Here is a 22,304-nt window from a genome sequence, read left to right as displayed (position 1 = left end):
AAAACGTTTTATATTTAGAGGTTTTTTATTTGACTAAGGGACTTCCAGTTAAAACCCGTCGAACTCAGGTTAAATTAAATAGTCAGTACACAGCAGTTTGCAAATAAACACAAATAATCTATTTTCAGCAAATACACTTTTTTTAGAAATTTGTTTAAATTTTTCTGACTTGCCATCTGTAAAAATAGATGCCAAAAATGTATATAAATTCTGGCTAAGAGCCAAGTATACATTTCTACAAAAATCAAAAGGAAAATTATGGCAAGTTTTGAAATAATCGAAAAAGAAAGCTTACGTTTAGTCAAGGTAACTTTGCAAAACGAAACAGTACGGACTGAATCTGGTGCTATGTACTATATACGTGGCAACATTCAGATGCAATCTAAAGCCCCTTCAGCAGGCGGTTTTTTAAAATCCCTAGCCACGGGAGAAAACATTTTCCGTCCTACATATACAGGTACAGGTGAATTATATTTAGAACCTTCTTTATCGGGATATCACATCCTAGAATTAGACAGTAGTGAATGGATTTTAGATAGTGGTGCTTATTGGGCTAGTGATGGCACTGTAGAAGTAGGAATTGAACGAAACAAACTTGTATCAGGTTTAATGGGTGGCGAGGGCTTGTTTCAAACAAAAGTCAAAGGCAAGGGTACAGTGGTAATGGCGGCACAAGGCCCTGTAGAAGTAATAAATTTACGCAATGACCGATTAGTTGTCGATGGAAATTTTGCGTAGGCGTAGCCCGCCGCAGGCATCGCTCGCACAAGTACTTTAAATTATCGCGTTGAGAAAGCTACCAAATCTCTTTTAGGTTCGATGTCTTCTGGTGAGTTTCTCGTCAATACTTTTGAAGGAAATGGTACTGTATTGCTGGCTCCTATACCTTATTGGCAAGTCATGATGCTCCGCCAAATTACCGCCGCGATACCAAAAACTTCTAGCTAAGAATCATCAGTAAACTGGAAAAATTAAGGAATTAAAAACTAATTATTCCCAGTTCAAATAATCAGCTGTTTATTAAAATTTTAATTCCTTTTATTAACTTTATAAAGCAGATAGATTATGCCTAAATTTGTGATGTTGAACAAAGGCAAAATTGTATAGCACCACAAAGTTAACTTAGGGGATAATCATAACTCATCACTCATGTTCTGTAGCGATCGCTCTTGGGGTATCGCCAACGCTTGGCAGTTGCACTGTAAATGTGGAACCTTCATATAATTTACTTTTCACAGAAATAGAACCGCCACAGCGCACCAGCAATTGCTGTACAATTGTTAACCCCAACCCAGCACCACCATAATCTTCAGTTGCTGCTGTACGCACACGATAAAACCGATCAAAGATTTTAGAAATCTCGCTTTCGGCAATACCGATACCTGTGTCGCGGAATTCTAATTGGACATGATCGCCTTGAATTCGGGCACGTACCCATACTTCACCCCCATTCGGGGTAAACTTAATGCTGTTGTGCAGCAGATTAATCACAATCTGCCTCAGCCCACCGCTCACACACAAAATAGATGGAAGTTCAGTAGGTACGGTGTAGGCTAGCATAATCCCTTTTTCTTGGGCTACAGGTTGGTAGGTGCTGACTACTCCAGGCACAATATCTGAGAGCCGCACCGACTCCAAAGTTGTTCCCTCTAAATTACGTTCCAACTGCACTAGTTCCAACAAACCAGTAATCAGGGAATTTTGCTGATCGCACTGGGTATTTAACATCTGTAAATAACGTTGTCGCTGCGGGGGTTTAAGATTAGGGGAATTCAATAACGAAAGTGCTGTCTTCATATGAGTCAGGGGTGTACGCAGTTCCTGACATAGATTCTTCAAATATTCATCTTGGAGTTGCTCTTTGTTGTGCAATTCTTGATTTAGCTGCTGCAACTTGGTGGTGCGGACTGTGATGATTTGACGATTAATCTCATCTTGTCGCAGGAGTTGTTTTGCGAACAGCTGATTCATCAGTGCGGCTTGGGGCGCAGTTGGACAAGTAAAATCAACAGGTATTGCGGATGATTCTGGCGCAATCGCCTGTTGGATACCATCTAATACTTGCTGAATTATTCTCCCCTCAACAGTACTTATAATCAGTAACGGCTGGCTTTTATTAGTATTTACCTTCACCGATGTCTGATTTTTGCGTTTTTTAAGTGGTCGATGAGCCAAAACTAAACTGCAAAACTGGGGCGATAACACCATCAGAAAGTTTTCCCGTCGCAGTTGGCTATCTGGTGCTAAGTGAACAGGAACATAATGAGCGGATGAAGAAGATGAGGGAGATGAGGAAGATGAGGGGGTATTTTCTTCCCCTGCTTCCCCTGCTCCTTCATCTCCCCCTTTCCCACTCTCGTCAATCTGGCAAGTATAAATCAGACTAGATGCACCTACCGAGGATTGATAACGCGCTAATTCTGATTGCCAAATTTTTTCTGGTGGTAGCTTTACCCATAAAGTGGCTGCAATTTGCTGCTCAATTAGTAAGTCAATTTGCGCTCTCACCAGTGATAGCAGAGTAGCAGGACTGAGGGACAATGGTTTAGGAGGCGCTTGCACACCCATAACCAGTTGATAAACAGACAGATCCTTAGCCAGAGAAACATTCATGAGTCAAGCACAACAAGGATGAAGCAAGAAATAATTCTGTCTTCGATTTTCACCTTTATGTGTGCATTTTTTACAAAATCCCCACGGAAATAAATATTAACTATGAATTATGGGCGATTTTAGTTGTCTAGAGTACATATTTTAGGGGCGTACAGATGTGCGCCCCTAGTTGGAATTAGGCTTGTAAGTAAGTCGGCACAATAAAACCAAACTGAGTGAAGAAAAGTAAACAAGGCTCAAACCCTTTCTCGCCCAGCCCCCTGCCCCCTGCCCCCTGCCTTTTTCCAACGATAATTATTTACGCCAACCTACTTATGTTCAGCCTTTGGTGTAAAGCGTCGCGTGCGTGTTCTCGATCATCAAAATGGATTTTTTCAGTACCAAGAATTTGGTAGTCTTCGTGACCTTTACCAGCAAGCAACACTCCATCACCGGGTTGTGCTTGTAAAATAGCGGTACGAATAGCAGTAGCCCGATCGCAAATTACAGTTGGCTGAACTGTGTCAGCAATTCCCGCTAAAATATCTTGCAAAATCCGTTCTGGATCTTCAGTCCGGGGATTATCCGATGTCACCACTGCCACATCAGCTAACTCAGCAGCAATTTTACCCATTTTTGGGCGCTTAGTGCGATCGCGATCGCCTCCACAACCAAACACGCAAATCACCTTACCAGGTATAAAGGGGCGTGCAGCTTTCAGCAAATTTTCCAAACTATCAGGTGTGTGGGCATAATCCACGATCACGCTAATATCTTGGTTAGGTAGAATCTGTACCCGTTCCATTCGTCCGGGGACTCCTGGGAACTCAGGTATCACAGACGCTACTAACTGCAAATCTAGCCCTAACTGTAAAACTGCTCCTACGGCTGCTAGAAGATTTTCTAAATTATATTGTCCGACTAAAGGCGATCGAAAAGCTACGTCACCTTTTGGTGTATGTAATGTACCACTGACACCATTCGGCTGGTAACTTAAATCACTCATCCATAAATCAGCGCTGTTGTCGTTGACACTGTAACTCCAAACGCGCTCAGAATCTAACGAGGCAATTAACCGCTTTCCGTAAGAATCATCAGCATTAATTATTGCTCGTCCCTTGAGATAATCAGGGCTAAATAACAACGCTTTGGCGGCAAAGTAATCTTCCATATCGGTGTGATAATCGAGATGGTCTTGAGTAAGATTACTGAACACCGCCACATCAAATTCACAACCTAAGACTCTACCTTGGGCCAAAGCGTGGGAACTTACTTCCATCACCCCAAACTCACTACCAGCATTTACAGCCTCTGCTAGTTGCTGTTGCAGTTCCACCGCAAAGGGCGTAGTGTGGGCAGCAGTTTGCTCAAAACCTGCCCAACGAGTGTAGAGAGTTCCCATCAAAGCTGTAGCTAGATTAGCTTTGATGAGCAGAAATTCAATCAGATGAGTTGTTGTAGTTTTGCCATTTGTACCAGTCACACCCACTAGCTTGAGTTTTCGCCCTGGATAACCATAAAAAGCACTGGCTATCTGGGCACAAGCTTGAGTTATGTTACTTGCACTAATGACTACAGCCTCATTTGTGGGAGGATTTTTTTGTGCAGCTTCGGGAGAAACGATCGCAGCTACAGCCCCGGATGCGATCGCACTTTGCCAAAATTCCCCACCATCAACCCGCGTTCCTGGCATCCCAATAAACAAATCTCCCACACCACAAGCATGGGAATTGGTCTTCAAACCCCTAACTTCCACATCCTCCAAAGTCGGATGGCTAGGCAATTGTTCAACACTATCTACCGCCGTTAGTAATTCCCGCAATTTCATTTTGTGAACCTCGTCACCTTCTTGATCTTGCGCTTATTCTGCATTATTTTTTTCTAATTGGCTAAATACTTACGCAACATTTGCTCCAACTGCTGCACACTAGCACGAGGAGAAGGACGCGGCAATGGTGCTTCTATAATTTCTCCCTCCGCGCCCTTGGCGGCTTGGCGGTTCGATAAATAAAGTACCGGCACCTCATACTCATACGCCGCGAACCAATCTTCACGAGTCGTAATATCCCTAACTTCCAACTCAAAACTAAGATTTTGGATTTGTTCTAGCTTTTCTTGCAAGCCTTCACATAAATGACAGCCGGGTTTACTGTATAAAATTAATCGCATTAGTTAATTACTATGAACATTATTCTACATATCACCAAACGCGAACAATGGGAACAAGCAAAAATCCTCGGAACCTATCGGGGTGATACGTTAGACTCGGAAGGATTTATCCACTGTTCGACAGCAGCACAAGTTATCTGGGTTGCTAATCGTTTTTTTGTCAATCAAAAGGGTTTGGTAATTCTTTGCATTGATTCTGAACAAGTTAAAGCTGAAATTCGTTATGAAGCTGCGGAGGTAGATAATTTATTTCCTCATATTTATGGTGAGTTAAATATTGATGCTGTGTTTCAGGTTGTTGATTTTGAATCGGGGAAGGATGGATTTTTTATGTTGCCGAAAGAGGTTATAAGTTTAGAATAATACCAATTTGAAAAAAGAATGCGACAAATAGACCATTTGTAGAGACGCGATTCATCGCGTCTTTACCTTTACCCAAGGATGTGTTGCAATCATTAATTGAATTGGAAGGACACAAAGAAGAGATGGAAGGTTTTAATGTGGGTGAATATGTTGATCAAATGGCGTTGTTGTTAAATTTGCAGCTAAGAGATGAGTATCGAGATGGTGTGGTGGCAAATTTTGAGAGAATTAGTACGATCGCTAATCTTGTAAATTCTTTTCCTCTAGCGGAGGATATTGAAGTTGCACCAGTTTTTGAACCATGAATGATGCTGTATCAATCGCTGCTGCTGTGCGTGAAGGCAAAGTTAGCGCAGTGGAAGTTACTAAGGCTGCGATCGCACGAATAGCAGCGCGAGATCATCAACTCAACTGTTTTACGGCTGTGACTGCTGAAGCAGCTTTAACAGATGCAGCCCGCATTGATAGGGAAATTGCCCAAGGTAATAATCCCGGAACGCTTGCTGGTGTGCCTTTTGCGGTGAAAAATCTCTTTGATATCGCTGGTTTAACGACTCTGGCGGGATCGAAAATTAATGCAGAGAACCCAGCAGCTAGTCAAGATGCAACAGCAGTAGCGAAGCTGAAACAAGCGGGTGCTGTGCTGATTGGCGCTTTGAATATGGATGAGTACGCCTATGGATTTGTAACGGAAAATTCGCATTACGGTGCTACTCATAACCCCCATGATTTACAGCGAGTTGCTGGTGGTTCATCGGGTGGTTCGGCGGCGGCTGTTGCTGCTGGGTTAGTACCGTTGACGTTGGGTTCTGATACAAATGGTTCAATTCGCGTTCCGGCGGCGTTGTGTGGCGTTTTTGGTTTAAAGCCGACTTACGGAAGGTTATCTCGTGCTGGGGTAGCTTTATTTTCTAGCAGTTTTGACCACATTGGCCCTTTTGCGCGTTCGGTGCAGGATATCGCTACGGTGTTTGATGTGCTTCAGGGAGAAGACGATCGCGATCCAATTTGTACTAAGCGTCCGCCTGAATTATGTTTACCACAACTTAAACAAGATATTTCTGATATAAGAATTGCGCTCGCTGCTGATTATTTCACCAAAGGCGCAGAACCGGAAGCTTTAGCGGCAGTCCAAAAGGTAGCTGATGCAATAGAAGTCACTGAATACGTAACCATACCAGAAGCACACCGCGCCCGTGCTGCGGCGTTTGTGATTACAGCTAGCGAGGGCGCAAATCTGCATTTGGATAAATTGCGATCGCGTCCTCAAGATTTTGATTCAGCAACACGCGATCGCTTTTTGGCTGGGGCGTTAATTCCAAGTCACTGGTATCTGCAAGCACAACGCTTTAGAAAATGGTATCGCGATCGCGTTCGGGAAGTCTTTCAAAATGTGGATGTAATTCTTGCCCCAACTACACCAATTTCCGCACCGCTAATTGGTCAACAAACCATGATTTTGGATGGGGAAGAAATTCTTGTCCGTCCCCATTTAGGATTATTTACTCAACCATTATCTTTCATCGGTTTACCAGTTTTATCAGTACCAATTCAGCGCCAAAATGCTTTACCATTAGGTGTGCAATTGATAGCAGCACCATATAATGAAGCGTTAATTTTACGGGTTGCAGCTGCGTTAGAAGACAAAGGTGTAGTTTCAGCACCAGTGATTTTTAATGGCTAATTGGCAAATTGCGCTCTAAAGTTTCTTACTTTTCAAGGCTTTTAAGTTAGGGCAGAAAATTGTAAATATCTACGCAGGAATAATACTATACTCCATCAAAAGCAGCTGGATAAACAACCTTACCTTTATACTTTTCTTGATAGCCTTGCAGCGGTTTAACCATGAAGACATCCTCTGGTACTGGAAAAGGAGACTCAATTTCATAAACAACAGAAGGCTGAAAGCCAAAACGAGTATAGAAGTGCGGATGACCAAGGACAATCACTATGGCTTCTTTCTTTGCCTCTGCTATTTCTAACCCTGCTTTTATTAGTGCGCTGCCAATACCCTGTCTTTGAAACTGTGGATGAACTGCCAAAGGTGCTAAACCGAGTACTTGTAGTGTTTCTTCACCCACTAAATCAATGTAGCTGAATAAAATATGACCGACTACAACATTTTCAACCTCTGCAACCAGAGAAAGTTCTGGAATATAGCAGTCAGAACGGCGAATTTCCTCCACAAGTTTAGCCTCATTTTCCTGCCCAAAGGCTAATGTATTCACCTCAGCTATTACTGTGTAGTCAGGTAGAGTTTCACAACGGATATTGATCATTGGCAATGATTAAGCCCTCTAGGGCAAAGCTATTCAACTTTTTCATACCAGATACCTACTCTCTCAAAAGCACTATAAGCAAGCTTCAGAAAATTGATTACTCTCTGTCGCCCAATTATGCCAAATTCTTTATACTCTCTTGCCTCCGCAAAAGTCAGGCGATTTTGGTCAATTATGTTTCTTTCTCTATATGCTAACTTCGGAAAATCTATAACTTTTATCTTATATTTACTTGCTATTTTCTGAAAGTTTGAGTCGGACTCTATATGCTCCCAATCATCGCACAGCCCTAAATTCCTTACCAGAATATGAGGGATTTTCTCACCATAGGTATTCACTGACTGAGCAAACAGGTTCATGCTGTCGTATCCTCCTGTTGATACAAACCATTTGCAAAACATCACTCCCTGCAAATTCCCTAGTTCCATTAATTGATTAGAATCAATCCACCCTTGTACTGCTCTATGCGATTGTGCGGGTAAATTCACAATTACTGGCTTCTCTACCGCCCACTCAAATATTTTATCTGCCTTATCTGCCTGTCGTTCATTCTCACTAAACACAGCATACTTACATATCTCCTTATACACCTCTGCTACATCTGGATTCGACCTATCTGTGTCCACTGGTACAAACGGGATTTTCTTATCCAGACAATACTGAATCATTGTTCTGGTAAAGAGAGATTTTCCTACCCCGCCTTTTTCACCATCTACCAAATGAATTGTCGGCATTACAGCCACCTCTAATACTTATTCAAGTCTGATACATCTTTCCCTGGCTGAGAACTTTTTGGCAGTTGCCGCCTAAGCAACTTGCCCTGTATAAAAGCTACATAGAGTTTACATCCAAGATTCAACACATGATACTCTTACTTGCTGAATCGGCAAAGTATTCCCAAAACAGTTTCTGTATATGAAATTTATGTTCGTCAGTCTCTACCTGCATAATTTTAAGCAAAGTTTATGCCTTTGCTAGGTAATTGAATAAAAATCGGTATAAAGATAATTTACTTATAAGTTAATTGGTGCTAATTACAACTAGCTAATGAAATTATACCCAAGGGTGAAAGACATTATACATCATAAATTTCTGTTGCAATTAGTGCAGGGTAGAGGTAGCGTAAAGTGGGTAATTTGACAATCTTTAATACTCAAACTACTTGGCGTATAGTCATAATCTGTCCGCACGCAACAAGAACGCAAGACACTTAATATATGGTTCGAGAGCTAGAAAGAAAACGCCAGAGTGCAAAGTTTCCTGAAACTGCACCGGCTGCTAATCCCGTATTTTTTAGAACCTATAGCCGCCGCACAAAGGCAGGGTTAAGGGAAACATGGGATGAGGTATGCGATCGCACTCTCCTCGGCTTAGTCGAGTTGGGAAAGCTCACTCAAGAAGAAGCTGCCATACTGGATAAGATGCAGCGCAACTTGAAAGCTATGCCCAGTGGACGCTGGCTATGGGTTGGTGGTACAGACTGGATAACCAAGCCAAAGAATTTTTCGGGGGCATATAATTGCACCTCTACTAATCTCGAAGACTGGAGTGCCTTCGGATTAATGATGGATCTGGCAATGATGGGCTGTGGTACTGGAGCCGTCCTAGAACCACAATTTATTAACCAGTTGCCCCCCATCCGTAACCAACTGAATGTCACTGTACAAGGTGAAATTGGCAGCACTCCTGTGCAACAGCGACGTGAATATACTCAAACTCATATAGAAGGCAATAACGTCACTATTCACGTTGGAGATAGCCGTGAAGGTTGGGTTGAATCATATCAAGCCCTATTAGAACTCTCTACTGATGAACAATTTTCAGCAGAAGTTGAAGTATTAGTTGATATCAGCGATGTCCGAAAAGCGGGAGAAACTCTCAACGGCTTTGGAGGAGTTGCTAATCCTGTAAAATTGCCCGGACTTTATCAGCGTTGTGCATCTATCCTGAATAAAGCTATAGGACGACAATTAAGTTCAGTTGAATGTTGTTTATTAATCGATCAAGCTGCTGTAACAATAGTTGCAGGAAATATCCGAAGAAGTGCGGGGATGCGTCAGTTTATTGCTGACGATGAACAAGGAGCTACCGCTAAAGATAACTTATGGCAGCAAGATGAAAATGGCAACTGGCGAATCGATCCAGAGCGTGATGCACTCAGAATGGCAAACCATACCAGAGTTTTTCATCGCAAACCAACCTTAGAAGAATGTCTTAATGCCGTTCGCAAACAGTATTATAGCGGCGAGGGAGCGATTCAATGGGCTGGTGAAGCCGTAGCGCGATCGAATATTGATTTGCTGCCAACACAAGCTCTAAAAGTTGAGTTTTTACAAGCTTATGAACAAGGAACAGCAAAACAGTGGTTAGAAGAACGTTATTCAAATCTTGATGCTAATGAGTTAGAACATCGTTTAGCTCGCTATGGGCTAAATCCGTGTGGTAAGTGATTTTGCCTCACGTTAAAAACCTCGCAAAAACGGGGAAAGCTGAGATGCTAATCCCGTGGTAACCAAAGGAATTAAAAAGTCTTTGACACTGTACAGCGTAGAGAGTGAAACTAGATGACATCAGAAATTTGTGTCTAGAATATAATCTCTCCAAGAGTGCGGGGGTGGATGTGAAAAACACTTTTATTATCTGAAGTCACATCTGCAAAAGGTACGCGGAGCTACTGCAAATAATCAAGCAGTAGAACTAGGGGATAAAAAGCCTCTAGGGTAACAAAGAAAGGAAATCATCGGTAGTAACTTCCACTGCAATTTGTCTGAGGTTCACCTTAATCAAATCGACCCATATAACTACAAAGAACAAGAGGAAGCTTTCACTGCTGGGGCGTTATCTGTAGCAGCACTTTTAAATCACAAATTCCTGGAACCACGCTATCAATACAGTCGTGAATTAGACCCGATTGTAGGAGTTTCTTTTACAGGTTTATTTGATTTCTTTGTCCATGCTTTTGGTGTTGATTGGCTGCGCTGGTGGGAAGCCGGAAGACCTGCAACTCCACAAGGATTAGCTTTCAAGCGTGAGGAAGAAAAATATCTAAGTTCTTGGAGAGATATTGTACATCGTGTAGTTTGGGATTATTGCGATCGCCATAATTTCAAACGTCCAAATCGCTGTACTACAGTCCAACCCAGTGGCACGAAAGCATTATTAACTAATGCTAGTTCAGGATGGCATCCTCCAAAAGCGCAAAGATTTATTCGCCGCATCACCTTCGGCAAAAATGACCCAGTAGCCTTAGCTTGTATTGACTATGGTTACAATGTCATTCCTTCTCAATCAGACAAAGATGAACAGGGCAATTTGCTCAATGATCCCTTTGATTCACGGGTGAGTGAATGGTTAGTAGAAATCCCTGTCTCTGTATCTTGGGCTGATTTACCAGGGGCTGATGAAATTGATGTTTCTAAGTTTTCAGTCTTAGCTCAATTTGATTTTGTCCTCCAGGTTCAACGTTGGTATGTGACTCACAACACATCAGCTACTTTAGAACTTCGCTCTGATGAAATCGAACCTTTAGGACAGCGGATCTACGAAACTATCCAAAATGATGAAGGATATATTTCAGCAGCCCTTTTAGCGCGTTTTGACGATTTGCAATCATTCCCACGTTTGCCATTTGAACCAATAGACAAAATAACTTACGAGCGCTTGAATAGAGACGTGAAAGCACGGCGTAAAACAGATGATTTCTGTGCAGTCTTAAGCCGCTACGATTTAGGCGAAATGGCAGAGGCTGGCCCTAGTGGTTGTGACTCTGATAAGTGTATGTTTCCCGATCAGCAACCAAGCTCATAAGGCAAAATGACTATCAACCTGACTTTTCATGGTATCTGAAAAACCTCACTTCTATTTCTCTCTCCTAAAAGGCTACGGTTTACACACAAGTCTTCTAGAGTTGCGCCATCAGCTTTTGATCCCCCCAACCCCCCTTAAAAAGGGGGGCAAAAAGCTCTCAAAGTCACCATTTTTAAGGGGGATTTAGGGGGATCAATACACATTTTTAGATGATACTGTAGGGGCACAGCATTGCTGTTCCCTTACGAAAGATGTGGTTTTTAACCTTAATACATATTTGGTTTTTCTTGTCAATGTGTAAGTCCTAATTAAACCACTGCTTTTTCTATGAAAGCTTACGAAATCCAAAGCAACGCCGGGATTGATGCCCTCAGGTTAGCCGATCGCACTGAACCAAAACCAACTGCGGGACAAGTTCTCATTCAAGTCAAAGCAACATCCCTAAATTACCGTGATCTGCTTGTCATTGAAGGAGCTTACGGTTCTGGACAGAAATATCCTTTAATTCCCCTGTCTGACGGTGCAGGGGAAGTCGTGGCGGTGGGGGAAGGTGTGACACGCGTAAAAATAGGCGATCGCGTCGCTGGTATTTTCTTCCAAGACTGGATTTATGGCTCTTTAACCAAAGAGAAAATGAAATCCGATTTAGGAGGCGGTATTAATGGAATGCTGGCTGAGTATGTCGTATTACACCAAGATGGTTTAGTGATATTACCTGACCACCTATCTTACATTGAAGGGGCTACCTTGCCCTGTGCAGCAGTCACAGCTTGGCATGGACTGGTGACAAAAGGCAATATTCGCGCAGGTGATAGTATTTTATTACTCGGTACTGGAGGAGTTTCTATTTTTGCTCTCCAGTTTGCCAAAATACATGGTGCAAGAGCGATTATTACTTCCAGCAGTGATGAGAAATTGGTACTAGCTCAACAGCTTGGTGCTGACGAAACAATTAACTATAAAACAACGCCAGATTGGGAAAAGCAAGTTTACCAATTAACCAATCGAACGGGTGTAGATCATGTAGTTGAGGTAGGCGGTGCAGGAACTCTGCCAAAATCACTACAAGCAGTCCGCATTGGGGGACGTATTAGCTTGATTGGCGTATTATCAGGCAGAGGAAATGAAATTGACCCCATGCCAATACTTTTTAAGAGTTTAACAGTTCAGGGAATTTATGTTGGCAGCCGGGAAATGTTTGAGGCGATGAATCAGGCGATGCAACAGCATCAAATCAAACCGATTATTGATCGAGTTTTCCCATTCTCTGAAGCGCGAGAAGCTTATCATTACCTCAAAAGTGCGGCTCACTTTGGTAAAGTCGTAATTCGTAATTCGTAATTTTAAAGAGTTTAATTTATGTTTCGATTGGGGTTTAAATTTCCACTTAAAACATAATTATCAATTACGTTTAAACAGGAGAGAGAGTAGGCGCTAGGTGTTTATATAGTTCCTATTTCAACACCCTAGATAAATTCACATCTTAAGACCATGTTAATGATAGTTACAACTATGTATAGTTGAAAACTATCAAAACAAAAGACTACCACTTTGTAACCGCAAATTATATGAGTAACTTTGTTAGCAGTTCAGTTGAAGCTTTGGATAACCTGACTGTAACTTGGGAACGCTTGATTCCCCAGCGCATGGGTAAGGATTCGGCTAGTCGCAAGATCATGGAGCTACATCTTGGACGCTACGAAACTGCAACCAAGTACGTCTTAGGAAAAAGAGTTCTAGACATCGCGTGCGGCAGTGGATATGGTAGCCAAATGCTTCGTGTTGCAGGCGCAAGCAGTGTAGTTGGAGTCGATATATGCTCACAGATTGTGGAATATGCTAAGAAACACTACCAAATTCCCGGAATAAACTTCATTTGCGCTGATGCAGAGCAATTTGAGTGTTCGGAGCCTTTTGACGTTATTATCTCGTTTGAGACGATAGAACATTTAAAAAATCCGACCAATTTTTTAAAACAACTTAGTAATTATTTAACTAGCAATGGTGTATTGATGTTGTCTGTACCACTAGGGGAGACGCGTCATTTTGATCCATACCACCTTCATGCCTTCACTCACGAGCAAATATTTACGCTTCTGGAAACAACAGGTTTTTCTGTAGATTATTACCGTTGTGACCAGTGTTTTTTGAGTCGTAGTGAGTTGCTTTACTGGAAACAATTATACTCAGAATCCAGCCCATCGTTTTGGAAATTGCTGTTTACTCGTAAGGGATGGCAGGTAATACATGACCTTGTGTTTCAGGGTGGTTTTGATGCTCCTCAACTGTTGGTTACTGCTTATAAAAAATAGATAGATACACCAATACTGAGCAATATAATCTCTGATTTAGATGGGGTGCGTTCAAGCGTCATTATTTGACTAAGTTTGAGGAAGACCTTGTTTAGCTAAAACGTAAGTATTACGAGCATTTACACCCTTAAGCCTTAGGACTTCATTCTTTAGGTACTCGTAAGTCAGTGGCAGAATTTGTTTAAATTAAAAAATAGCTCAAAACATGCAACAGTTAGTAAATTTAGTTAATGACCGTAATCGAGTTTCAAAATTCACCTAATACACAACAGTATCAAAAAAGTATACTGCCCAACCTAGGGCTAGTTTGTATCACCTCTGACAAACAAGTGCGCTTTCGGACAATGACGCGCACACGATACTTAAAACTTTCCCTTAGCGATCGCAAAAGCGCCCTGAGTGAACTGTATCGGCATAACTTACATCGCTTGCATGATGCCCTCTCATTTTGCCAGCAGAATAAAATTCAGCTGTATCGGATGTCTTCTTCTTTATTTCCCCTAAGTGACTTAGAAGACAAAATCGGCGCAAGTATACTAGAGGCAATGAGCGCTGATTTAGCAACAATCGGTCAACGAGCAAATGCATTAAGCATAAGAATGGTGTTGCATCCAGATCAATATGTAGTGCTAAGTTCTGATTCTCCCGAAGTGGTACAAGCAAGTATCAATAATCTAGCAGGACATTCCCGTATACTTGACTTACTGGGCTTACCGCGTAGACGCGAAGCGGCTTGTCGTCAGACATCGCCTTGGTCATTGATGAATATTCATGGTGGCAAATCTCAACGTCCTGAACAACTAGTAAAAGTAATTTCCGAACTACCAGAAAATATCATTTGCCGCTTGACTTTAGAAAACGATGAATACGCCTATAGCGCCGATGAAATTTTAGCAGTATGTCAGCAAGCTGGCGTGCCGATGGTGTTTGATGCCCATCACCATATTTGCCACGAAAATTTAGATAGCTACGATCATCCGAGTGTCGCATCCATGTTTTACGCAGCGCGAGAAACTTGGGCCAATCCAGATTGGCAATTAGTCCATATTTCCAATGGTGAGCAAGCTTTCAATGACAGAAAACACAGCGACTTGATTACCGATATGCCCAAAGTTTACCACCAAGCACCGTGGATTGAAGTCGAAGCCAAACAAAAAGAAGAAGCGATCGCCCACTTGCGCTCTTGGTGGCTGATGAAAAATGATTGTATTTAAACTGTAATATGTTAGTCAACGATGGCTAATGTTACTCTCGCTTCTTATACGTTGGTTTCTATTTTGGTAATTGCTTCTTGAGGTGAGGCATCATCATCAATTACTAATAAAATCCCTGGTAGGTATTCATCCATCATGGTGACGTTAGTGTAAACCAAATTTTTGATTAAAGCAAAACTGAGGCGATCGCCTGCAATATCAATACTAGTTTTATAGCGAATTTCACCATCGCTAAAGTCAAGTTCAAAGTTGCCAATCATCATGGCGTAGTTGGCACGAGTGAGGAATTCAGCAATGGCTTGTCTTTTGTCTTCAGGTGCGGTGATGGGGCAAAGAGAGTAAAAGATAAATTGCTTATTTTCTTCTATGGCTTTGGCGTAACAGTTCCATTTGCCATTTTTGCCTCCGAATGCGACTTGTAAGACAGATTCTCCCTGCAATTTTCTAAAGTTCCAGTCGTCTTCAGTAAAGAAGTTAAGCATTTCCTGAAGAATTGTTCTGTCACCTGAAAAGGGTTTCCAATCTTTTGTAACTTGCTGATCAATATTTTTGACAAGTTTTTTCAATTCATCCAGATTGAAATCGGCCAAATCTCTGAAAAAATGAGCAATTCCATCAACAACTTCAGCAGTGGCTTGTTCAGTCACCGCAGATAGGTTATTCTGCGTCCAATTTTTGAAGAAGGTTCCTAGTGCATCAGAGATTGGATTAGCTGAACCGGATGCAGCAGCTTTGCTAAGGGTGGCTGGACTGAGGTAATCCCAAAGGGTACGGTAGCCAACATCACTGGATGTTTGCGGTTGTATGGCTGATACCAACAGCCAATTTTCAGTCGCAAATAGGGGATTATCAGGTTGTTCTTGGTTTAGCTTAATGAAATTACTTGATATCTCATCTAGACTGGCAATGTGTTCACTCAGATTTGGGAGAAAATCTGGCTGTAAACTAATCTCAATTTCGATATCTGTTTCAGATAAAAAATCTTCACTGGAAAGCGGGACACGAATTTCTGGTTTGAGATTGAATAGGGCTTCAGTTTCGATGCGTCGGTGAAGTTCTGCATTGATTTGAAACCTGAGACGACATTCAATCAAATCCTCTTCTAGTTTTGTCAAAGCTAGAGCTAGAGCGTGGATGGGTAAGGGGGAGATGGTGCGATCGCATAAGATTAGCTCTGCATCTAATTGATATTGATAATCTTCAGCCTTAGTTCCCATAGAGAACTTTATCCTATAAGGTCATTAATTTTTTACTGCCAAATGTTCTGGTTATCTTTATTAAAAATTGCTTCAATTATATCTTCATTGACAATAACTAGATACCCAGGTGGTAAAGCAAGAATTGGCATAAGAGCAGGACGTTGATTTAGCAGTTGGTACACATAAATAGCTTCAAAGTTATCATCAGTTTGTTCGGGCTTGTCTTCTGTAAATTCTCCGATATACCAACCTGAGTTATGGGTGTTAGCCTCAGGTGATTTACGTTCAAGATAGATATGGTTTGCCTGGAGAGACCCTTTGGCAATTACTACTTTATCTTGAAAACTTGCAGTGACTCCTTCTACGCCAACACGATTTAATAACTCTATTTGTTCAGTAATCACTCTTAGAGTGTCATCAACTACTGGTAGATAGTTTTGAAATGGATCATCACTGAAATATGGTTCACAAACGACAAGTTCATCTTCATTGCCACGCAGAGTTAAAATAGACCAACCGAACTCAACTTTAGTCCCATCTTTAAGGTTAGATTTCTGCTGATTAATCTCAGCAAGTTTATCTAATAGTGCTTGAGCTTGATGCTCAAGATCGTCAGGACAATGAGCAACTACGTTGAATGCTCCTATTTGACGTTTAAATTTCATTACGGTAATCTTGCCTCAATCGCTTTTTCTAATGCTGCTCTTGCATCTTTTTCTGCCTGAATTAGTTTTGCTTGAACTTTTGGATCAATCGCACCAAATTCTGAGTGTCCTTTAAATACTGTCCAAGAGGTATCTTGTTTTGCTGAATTCACACGGGGATCTATACCCATAATATTTTCTCTCAAGTTTGCAACCTCTAGCTGCTGTTGATATGTCAGCTTATTGAAACCTGGCATTTGTTTTATTTCCTCCAAAGGAACAATGTGATCGGGAGAAAGCCTATCCACTGGCCTTCCATAAACAGGATCGATTGGCTTGCCAGTTACAGGATCAAACTTGACTTGAGGATTGCTGGAATCATTAACCCATTTACGCAATTCATCATTGGGACTATTGTCACGAAGTTTTTTAGCAATTTCTGGTGGAACTGCTCTAGAAGCTCGAATTTCTGCTTGTATTTGTTCTTCTATGTTTTTAATCTGAGTGTTTAGCTTCGCTTTCTCTCCTGATTTCTCTGAAAGTTTATTACTAATCTTGTCCCGCCTTTTTTGCAGTTGATCTAGCTCATTTTCAGCAAGCTTTCTTTCCGCCCCTCTTTTGTCAGGGATCTTCTTAGAAGCTTCATCAACTTTCTTCTGGGCTTTTGCCGCTTCTGTTCTTAACTCATCAATTTCTTTATCTAAAGCAGCACGGTCTCCTTGAAGTTTAACTTTCTGATTTGTAAGTGCTTCTTGTTTCACTAGAGATGCTTCTTCTCTAGCGATCGCTTCAATTTGTCTAGCTTCAGTTTCCTCTAGGCTAGCCTTAGCTTTGGCCTCCTCTAAGGCTTGAAATTCTTTCTTGGCTTGCTCTGCTTGTTGCCTAGCCTTGAGTACCTCTTGTTTAGCTTGCCCTGCTTCTTGTTTAGCCTTGAGCAATTCTTGTTTGGCTTGAGCTGCTTCTTCCGTGGTACCCTCCGCATTCTTAGCTCTTGCTTCTGCTGCTTGGGCTTCTATTTCTGCCTGTTGAACTTTGGCCTCAGCCGCTTTTGCTTCTGCCTCCGTTGCTTTGACATGACTTGTCGCTTCATCAGCAGTTTTTCTGGCCTCAACTGCCTTGGCTTCTGCTTCTCTGGTTTTTGCTGATGCTTCTTTTAGCTGGGCTTCAAATTCTTTGGCTTGTGACTCCAGTTTTTTAATCTCATCAGTACTGTAGTCTGAGTCAATTTCATGGTCACTAGCAATCATATGAATAGAGTAATGGCCCGGCCGCTTTGGACGCGCTTCAAACCCCTTAATCCAAGAATACTGAGGTTTAACAGTTGATGTTAGGATTCCAAGCAGGATCGGAGCTGGTGTATCTGCGATATCATTAGTTTCCGTGATTGATTTCGCCTTAGCGATCGCAGCAGGCAATTCAGCAGCCTTTTTAGCTGTATCATCGGTTGTCTCTTTCGCACCTTTCTCGCCGCTTTCCTCAGTTCCCTCCTTCGCGCCTTTCTCAGCACCTTCTTCAAATGTCTCTTTAGTAGCTTTTTCACCAGCTTCTTCAACTACCTCCTTAGCAGCTTTTTCAGCCCCTTCTTCAGCGACCTCACTAGCTGCTCCTTTTGCTGCTCTGCCAAGCAATTCGTCAGCAAAGGTAATCAGTTTTTGCCCAATTTCACCCAGAGCATCTAGGATGACTTTTGCCGCACCACCCGCCTTACCCAAAAGCTTGCCTAATCCCTTAATACCATCCAGGATAAAGCCACCAACTTTAGCCAAGCCCTTAAATGCCAACCCCATTACCTCGCCTGTCCAGTCGAGAATCTTGGCAAAGAGCTTGAGTCCTTTCATCGCACCCTTAGCGGCTGTCCAGGAACCTGCGGTTAGAATGCCAAGAACTACTTCAAAGGCGATCGTTCCGGCTAACCAACCGACCGTTTCGCCCATCTCGCCTTCAGCACTATCCTGCAACATGAATTGACACACTTTATCCGCGAGGGTGCCGCCTGCATTCATCAGCGCCGTCTCAACACTACCCCAGGCATCACCAAGCTTCTGCATCAATTGCTCGAAGGACATAGCACCGCCGCCACTGAATACCTCCTGCACGGCTGGCATAAAGCCCTGGCTTACCTGCTCTACAGGTGGTTGCAGTTCTCCAGCCATTTGCTGCATCCGTTCACCCATTTCCACGTTGTTATTAGCAGTGGTTGCTGGCGATGCTGCTCCTTCCTGGGCTGATGCTGGCTGATCTGTCGGTGTGGGAGAAAGTGCTTGGTTCGCCACATCGTTAAGCCAGGTAACTAGATTGCCCAATCCCTTGATGGCTTCATATATCAGCACAAATGGGTCAGTGAGACCTTCCCAGATGCCCTTGAGTAAACCCTTGACAAATCCAACAATAAATGCAGGGCTGCCACCGCTAATGATTTTAGCCAACTTGTTGGCGATCGCAACCTTTTCGTGATCTGGCTTACCCTTAACTCCTTGAAGGAAACCAAGGACACCTGCCTTGATTATTGGCCAGAGCAACCCAAACATGGGTAACGACGGCGCAGCCTGCAACAGGCCAATAACAATGTCAAGTAAGAAATTAATAATTGGAGCTTTGTAGCAATCATCCAAAGCTTGCCAAGCCCAACCTGCCAGGATGACCGGAATCATTCCCGGATTCACGATCGCTAACCCTAATGAAGTTAGCACGCCAATGTAGGGTTTAATCTTCGTGATAATTTTGCTAGCGAATTCTTGGACAGTCTTTGCGGCTGATTGGAATCCTTCTTGACACCAGCTGATGAATTCCTTCACCCCATTTGATACTGTTTGCACTAAGCTTTGTGCCATGCTTAATAACGGCACTCCGCTAATTGCGCCTAACAATTCTAAAACTGCTTCACTTAATTGAACTGCCTGATTCACCAAACTGCTAACTGTAGATTGCATCGTTTGAGCAAATCCTTCTACATTACTCAGCAGTTCCGGCAAAATCGTATCGCCCATTTCCTCATGAGCTTTTTTGACAATATCTTTATCGTCTTTATGCGCCCATAACCATTGCACCGCTTTGACTAGCTGCGGCACATATTTGACGATGAGGTAGATTGAACCCACTGGTGAAAAAGCTAGCAATACACTACCCACAGTCTTCAAAGGGCCAAGTACTGGGGCAAGAGTGCCTTTAATTTCTGTCCACACCTGGGAAGCTTTGGTCTTCAGCCATCCCAGAACGCCACCTTCGCCATCACCACCAATGCCGAGTTGTTCTTTCACCCAATCCCAGGCAGCACCTAGAGTATTGCGAACGGGGGCACCCCATTCCCAGATTGTGGTTGCCAGTACCTTAACGGTGTCAAATACGCCGCCTGCAACACTCATCAACGCATCAAACGCTGGGGCGATCGCTAAATCAGTAACTTTTTGGAAAACGCCTTTAACTTGAGAAAATACCGCCTGAATTTGTTTGACAGCGGCATTTTCCATGAAGGCGTGTCCTAAGTCTTGCAACGCCTTTAAACTATTGGCAAAATTCCGACAAGAGGCTGGATCACCTTTAGTAACATCCTGAATCCCTTCAAACACCCCTGTAAAACTGCCCTGCAATTGAGCAATCACACCAGCAATATCGATGTTTCCAGTGATGCTAGAAACCCAGCTTTTGATGCCGTCTTTGATTTTTTCACCCAGTAACCCCATCGGCCCTTGGCGAATCAAATCAGCCAAACCAGGGGCGACTCTCGCAACTAGGGCAGCAAAGGCATCTTTACCCATAGAAGCCACATCACTAGCCTTATCTCCGACCCATTCAGCGCCTGCACTAGCTTTATCACCAACCCAGTTAGCACCTGCACCTGCTGCATCCTTGATATCATTCCAACCCAGTTTTTGAATTGATTTGTTGTCTTTGTGGGAAGTGATGTTTTGAGCGATCGTTTTACGTTGTACACTATCGTCTAGATCACAAGCACTACATTTCATCTGCACTTTGTTAGTCTGCGGTTGTGCTTGTATGGTCGAATAGGGCTGCGAAGTAACTGAGAGAGTAGGGCTAAGTTTTGTTTGCAGTGTCGTTTTATTAGACAGAAAATCGTTACTAGAATTGTGCTGTAGGGTTTTTATCCCCGCCTGCTGCTTAGTTTGAACTTCTGTCTCTGCATTTGATCCATCTTCACTTTGAGAAACTTTTTCTGGGCCACACTGTACCGGGGTTACTCCTGTACCTTGAGTCAGTCCGTGCTTAGTTGTGGTGTCGTAGGTGTTGTTATCAGTATTTGCTTGGGCGTAAGTATCATTAAAAATCTTGTCAGATGCTGAGGTTGTTTTGCCAAGAAGCTTTTTGTGTAAATCTTTAAAAGCCTTCTCGTCAATACTAATGTGCCCATTTTCGTGCGTATCTAGAGCGCTATAAAACCTTGCCCATTCTTTTTTAACGGGTTCGCACTGTTGGTCGAGTTCAGTCCAGACGGGCATTGCCTTAGTTTCTGTAACTAGAACGTCTGCTTCATAGACAATTTCAGCAGATTGATCATCAGCTTGGTAAGTTTGGACACTTTTCTCTGGGGCACAAGTAACACTGCCTGCTTCGCCCTTTCCTTGTGATGTTAAGTTTGTAATTGCTTCGGTGATGTTTTTCCCAGAAGCGGTAATTGTGCCATTCTTTTTGTCAATTTTGGTTGTGCCTTTTTTGGGCGGCATACCACTTGCTGTCTGTTCAACAGGGGCTGTTGCTGTGGATGTATCGCTTTGTTTTTGCACCTTGCCTGTCTGCTGTACCACATGGGTTAACTCATGGGCTGTCAACTCGTTATTTCCAGGTGATTTTCCTGCACCAAAGTAAACATCACTACCATGAGTAAACGCCTGCGCTCCCAACGACTGGCTCATCTGCACAGCATTGGAGCCAGTATGTACTCGCACATTGTCAAAGTTACTACCAAAGCGCGGTTCCATAAAGTCTCGCACTTCAGCAGATAATGGGTTTCCCCCACCCTTACTATTATTTAACTGAGTCTCAATATTCTCTTGGGTCGGAACGCTGTGATCACTAGCGCGTTGTACTTCCTCTTCTTCTTGCTCACAAGCTGCACATTTTCGCTGCACTATATCTTGTGAATCTATTTCACCGGGATTTATCTTGGATTGAGGTCTAGGCAGGAGCATAATTTGGTTAGCCACCCAGTCAGCTGACTGCTCATACTGGTCTCCTGGCTGGCTAACTGTAAGTTGCGGCTGTGGACGACGCAAAGATATGCGACTAATGTCATGAACAAGAGGCTTTTCTTTGATAGCTTCTGGTTCTAATGATTGCTCATCAGCAGATTGGGCTTCTTGAACGTCGCCTGCTACCTCTGTGACTGTTGCGAGTGGAGTATTATTTGTTGGTAAACCAAAACCGCGTGTTGGATTGGCCAATGTGGGAATATTGGATGAGACAAGCGATGGATTTGTAAATGATGTCCCTGCGTTGTGTCGCGTCCATGTGCGATCGCTCATCTCTCAATTCCTAGGTTAAATTAGCCAACCCCTTATCTTTGTATTCCAGTATCTTCTATCAAGAATTTAACTATTTTATTGACATACTTATGTATAGACCTTAGTCTAATTTTGTCATCAATCATTCAACTGCCCAAAATGTAGAACAACTTCAAATCTACCTATTCAATAACTTAACCTTATTGCAAATGCGTGTATATTGTGGAAGTATGTGATGTCAATTGTGGTTGAGGTTTAAGCAGTGAAAA

At 42.6% G+C, this 22,304-nt stretch carries 14 protein-coding genes and 3 pseudogenes; 9 read left to right on the top strand and 8 right to left on the bottom strand.

The window, feature by feature from the left end; all coding sequences use genetic code 11:
- Positions 1 to 258: 258 nt before the first annotated feature.
- Positions 259 to 948, top strand: a pseudogene (locus H6G92_RS13305) (AIM24 family protein).
- A 195-nt stretch (positions 949 to 1,143) separates the two neighbouring features.
- Here the strand turns inward: H6G92_RS13305 and H6G92_RS13300 are convergent.
- The 3 genes from H6G92_RS13300 to H6G92_RS13290 form a co-directional block, all read right to left on the bottom strand.
- Positions 1,144 to 2,613, bottom strand: a complete 1,470-nt coding sequence (locus H6G92_RS13300) for a DICT sensory domain-containing protein (RefSeq protein WP_190894151.1) — start codon at positions 2,611 to 2,613, stop codon at positions 1,144 to 1,146.
- A gap of 298 nt (positions 2,614 to 2,911) precedes the next feature.
- Positions 2,912 to 4,420 carry a UDP-N-acetylmuramoyl-L-alanyl-D-glutamate--2,6-diaminopimelate ligase gene (locus H6G92_RS13295; protein ID WP_190894150.1) on the bottom strand — a complete coding sequence of 503 codons (1,509 nt, stop codon included), beginning with the start codon at positions 4,418 to 4,420 and terminating at the stop codon, positions 2,912 to 2,914.
- Between the two features lie 53 nt (positions 4,421 to 4,473).
- A complete protein-coding gene (locus H6G92_RS13290; RefSeq protein ID WP_190894149.1) occupies positions 4,474 to 4,761 on the bottom strand; it encodes a glutaredoxin family protein in 288 nt (95 codons plus the stop codon).
- 12 nt (positions 4,762 to 4,773) lie between these two features.
- Between H6G92_RS13290 and H6G92_RS13285 the strand changes: the two genes are divergently transcribed.
- From H6G92_RS13285 to H6G92_RS13275, 3 genes are all read left to right on the top strand, one after another.
- Positions 4,774 to 5,124 (top strand): DUF952 domain-containing protein, encoded by a 351-nt coding sequence (locus H6G92_RS13285; protein WP_190894148.1) that lies wholly within the window; start codon positions 4,774 to 4,776, stop codon positions 5,122 to 5,124.
- A gap of 122 nt (positions 5,125 to 5,246) precedes the next feature.
- Complete coding sequence (locus tag H6G92_RS13280) at positions 5,247 to 5,429, top strand: DUF4089 domain-containing protein (protein ID WP_190894210.1); 183 nt, start codon at positions 5,247 to 5,249, stop codon at positions 5,427 to 5,429.
- A complete protein-coding gene (locus H6G92_RS13275) occupies positions 5,426 to 6,808 on the top strand; it encodes an AtzE family amidohydrolase (protein ID WP_190894147.1) in 1,383 nt (460 codons plus the stop codon). The genes H6G92_RS13280 and H6G92_RS13275 overlap by 4 nt, the downstream gene beginning before the upstream one ends.
- Before the next feature lie 85 nt (positions 6,809 to 6,893).
- Here H6G92_RS13275 and H6G92_RS13270 read toward each other — a convergent pair whose 3' ends face one another.
- Both H6G92_RS13270 and H6G92_RS13265 read right to left on the bottom strand, forming a co-directional pair.
- Positions 6,894 to 7,403 (bottom strand): GNAT family N-acetyltransferase, encoded by a 510-nt coding sequence (locus H6G92_RS13270; protein WP_190894146.1) that lies wholly within the window; start codon positions 7,401 to 7,403, stop codon positions 6,894 to 6,896.
- Positions 7,404 to 7,432: 29 nt separating this feature from the next.
- Positions 7,433 to 8,137 carry a mobilization protein gene (locus H6G92_RS13265; RefSeq protein WP_190894145.1) on the bottom strand — a complete coding sequence of 235 codons (705 nt, stop codon included), beginning with the start codon at positions 8,135 to 8,137 and terminating at the stop codon, positions 7,433 to 7,435.
- 483 nt (positions 8,138 to 8,620) lie between these two features.
- Between H6G92_RS13265 and nrdJ (H6G92_RS13260) the strand changes: the two are divergent.
- The 5 genes and pseudogenes from nrdJ (H6G92_RS13260) to uvsE form a co-directional block, all read left to right on the top strand.
- A pseudogene (gene nrdJ / locus H6G92_RS13260) lies at positions 8,621 to 9,850 on the top strand (ribonucleoside-triphosphate reductase, adenosylcobalamin-dependent); the annotation flags it as partial.
- A 286-nt stretch (positions 9,851 to 10,136) separates the two neighbouring features.
- Positions 10,137 to 11,210 (top strand): annotated as a pseudogene (nrdJ, locus tag H6G92_RS13255) (ribonucleoside-triphosphate reductase, adenosylcobalamin-dependent); the annotation flags it as partial.
- Positions 11,211 to 11,537: 327 nt separating this feature from the next.
- The gene (locus tag H6G92_RS13250) at positions 11,538 to 12,551 is read left to right on the top strand and encodes a zinc-dependent alcohol dehydrogenase family protein (RefSeq protein ID WP_190894144.1); all 1,014 of its coding nucleotides are present in this window, start codon (positions 11,538 to 11,540) and stop codon (positions 12,549 to 12,551) included.
- Positions 12,552 to 12,778: 227 nt separating this feature from the next.
- A complete protein-coding gene (locus H6G92_RS13245) occupies positions 12,779 to 13,522 on the top strand; it encodes a class I SAM-dependent methyltransferase (RefSeq protein WP_190894143.1) in 744 nt (247 codons plus the stop codon).
- 230 nt (positions 13,523 to 13,752) lie between these two features.
- Positions 13,753 to 14,736, top strand: coding sequence for a UV DNA damage repair endonuclease UvsE (uvsE, locus tag H6G92_RS13240; protein WP_190894142.1), 984 nt, complete (start codon positions 13,753 to 13,755; stop codon positions 14,734 to 14,736).
- A gap of 44 nt (positions 14,737 to 14,780) precedes the next feature.
- Here the strand turns inward: uvsE and H6G92_RS13235 are convergent, their stop codons facing one another.
- The 3 genes from H6G92_RS13235 to H6G92_RS13225 are packed head-to-tail and all read right to left on the bottom strand — an operon-like array spanning position 14,781 to position 22,056.
- Positions 14,781 to 15,953 (bottom strand): type III secretion system chaperone family protein, encoded by a 1,173-nt coding sequence (locus H6G92_RS13235; RefSeq protein ID WP_190894141.1) that lies wholly within the window; start codon positions 15,951 to 15,953, stop codon positions 14,781 to 14,783.
- A gap of 32 nt (positions 15,954 to 15,985) precedes the next feature.
- Positions 15,986 to 16,600: an immunity protein Imm33 domain-containing protein gene (locus tag H6G92_RS13230; protein ID WP_190894140.1), complete on the bottom strand. Its 615-nt coding sequence runs from the start codon at positions 16,598 to 16,600 to the stop codon at positions 15,986 to 15,988.
- Positions 16,600 to 22,056, bottom strand: a complete 5,457-nt coding sequence (locus H6G92_RS13225) for an eCIS core domain-containing protein (protein ID WP_190894139.1) — start codon at positions 22,054 to 22,056, stop codon at positions 16,600 to 16,602. Before H6G92_RS13225 ends, H6G92_RS13230 begins: the two co-directional genes overlap by 1 nt.
- Between the last annotated feature and the right edge of the window lie 248 nt (positions 22,057 to 22,304).

This window comes from Nostoc foliaceum FACHB-393 (assembly GCF_014698505.1).
Lineage (GTDB): Bacteria > Cyanobacteriota > Cyanobacteriia > Cyanobacteriales > Nostocaceae > Nostoc > Nostoc foliaceum_A.
The sequence above is the reverse complement of the archived record's forward strand: the minus strand, read 5'-3'. Positions and strand labels throughout refer to the sequence as shown.

What these genes read in the sequence shown, in the direction of transcription:
- H6G92_RS13235 (WP_190894141.1), bottom strand. Translation starts at nt 15,953, where the DNA reads ATGGGAACTAAGGCTGAAGATTATCAATATCAATTAGATGCAGAGCTA.
- H6G92_RS13270 (WP_190894146.1), bottom strand. Translation starts at nt 7,403, where the DNA reads ATGATCAATATCCGTTGTGAAACTCTACCTGACTACACAGTAATAGCT.
- H6G92_RS13280 (WP_190894210.1), top strand. Translation starts at nt 5,247, where the DNA reads ATGGAAGGTTTTAATGTGGGTGAATATGTTGATCAAATGGCGTTGTTG.
- H6G92_RS13225 (WP_190894139.1), bottom strand. Translation starts at nt 22,056, where the DNA reads ATGAGCGATCGCACATGGACGCGACACAACGCAGGGACATCATTTACA.
- H6G92_RS13290 (WP_190894149.1), bottom strand. Translation starts at nt 4,761, where the DNA reads ATGCGATTAATTTTATACAGTAAACCCGGCTGTCATTTATGTGAAGGC.
- H6G92_RS13230 (WP_190894140.1), bottom strand. Translation starts at nt 16,600, where the DNA reads ATGAAATTTAAACGTCAAATAGGAGCATTCAACGTAGTTGCTCATTGT.
- H6G92_RS13265 (WP_190894145.1), bottom strand. Translation starts at nt 8,137, where the DNA reads ATGCCGACAATTCATTTGGTAGATGGTGAAAAAGGCGGGGTAGGAAAA.
- H6G92_RS13275 (WP_190894147.1), top strand. Translation starts at nt 5,426, where the DNA reads ATGAATGATGCTGTATCAATCGCTGCTGCTGTGCGTGAAGGCAAAGTT.
- H6G92_RS13285 (WP_190894148.1), top strand. Translation starts at nt 4,774, where the DNA reads ATGAACATTATTCTACATATCACCAAACGCGAACAATGGGAACAAGCA.
- H6G92_RS13250 (WP_190894144.1), top strand. Translation starts at nt 11,538, where the DNA reads ATGAAAGCTTACGAAATCCAAAGCAACGCCGGGATTGATGCCCTCAGG.
- H6G92_RS13295 (WP_190894150.1), bottom strand. Translation starts at nt 4,420, where the DNA reads ATGAAATTGCGGGAATTACTAACGGCGGTAGATAGTGTTGAACAATTG.
- uvsE (WP_190894142.1), top strand. Translation starts at nt 13,753, where the DNA reads ATGACCGTAATCGAGTTTCAAAATTCACCTAATACACAACAGTATCAA.
- H6G92_RS13300 (WP_190894151.1), bottom strand. Translation starts at nt 2,613, where the DNA reads ATGAATGTTTCTCTGGCTAAGGATCTGTCTGTTTATCAACTGGTTATG.
- H6G92_RS13245 (WP_190894143.1), top strand. Translation starts at nt 12,779, where the DNA reads ATGAGTAACTTTGTTAGCAGTTCAGTTGAAGCTTTGGATAACCTGACT.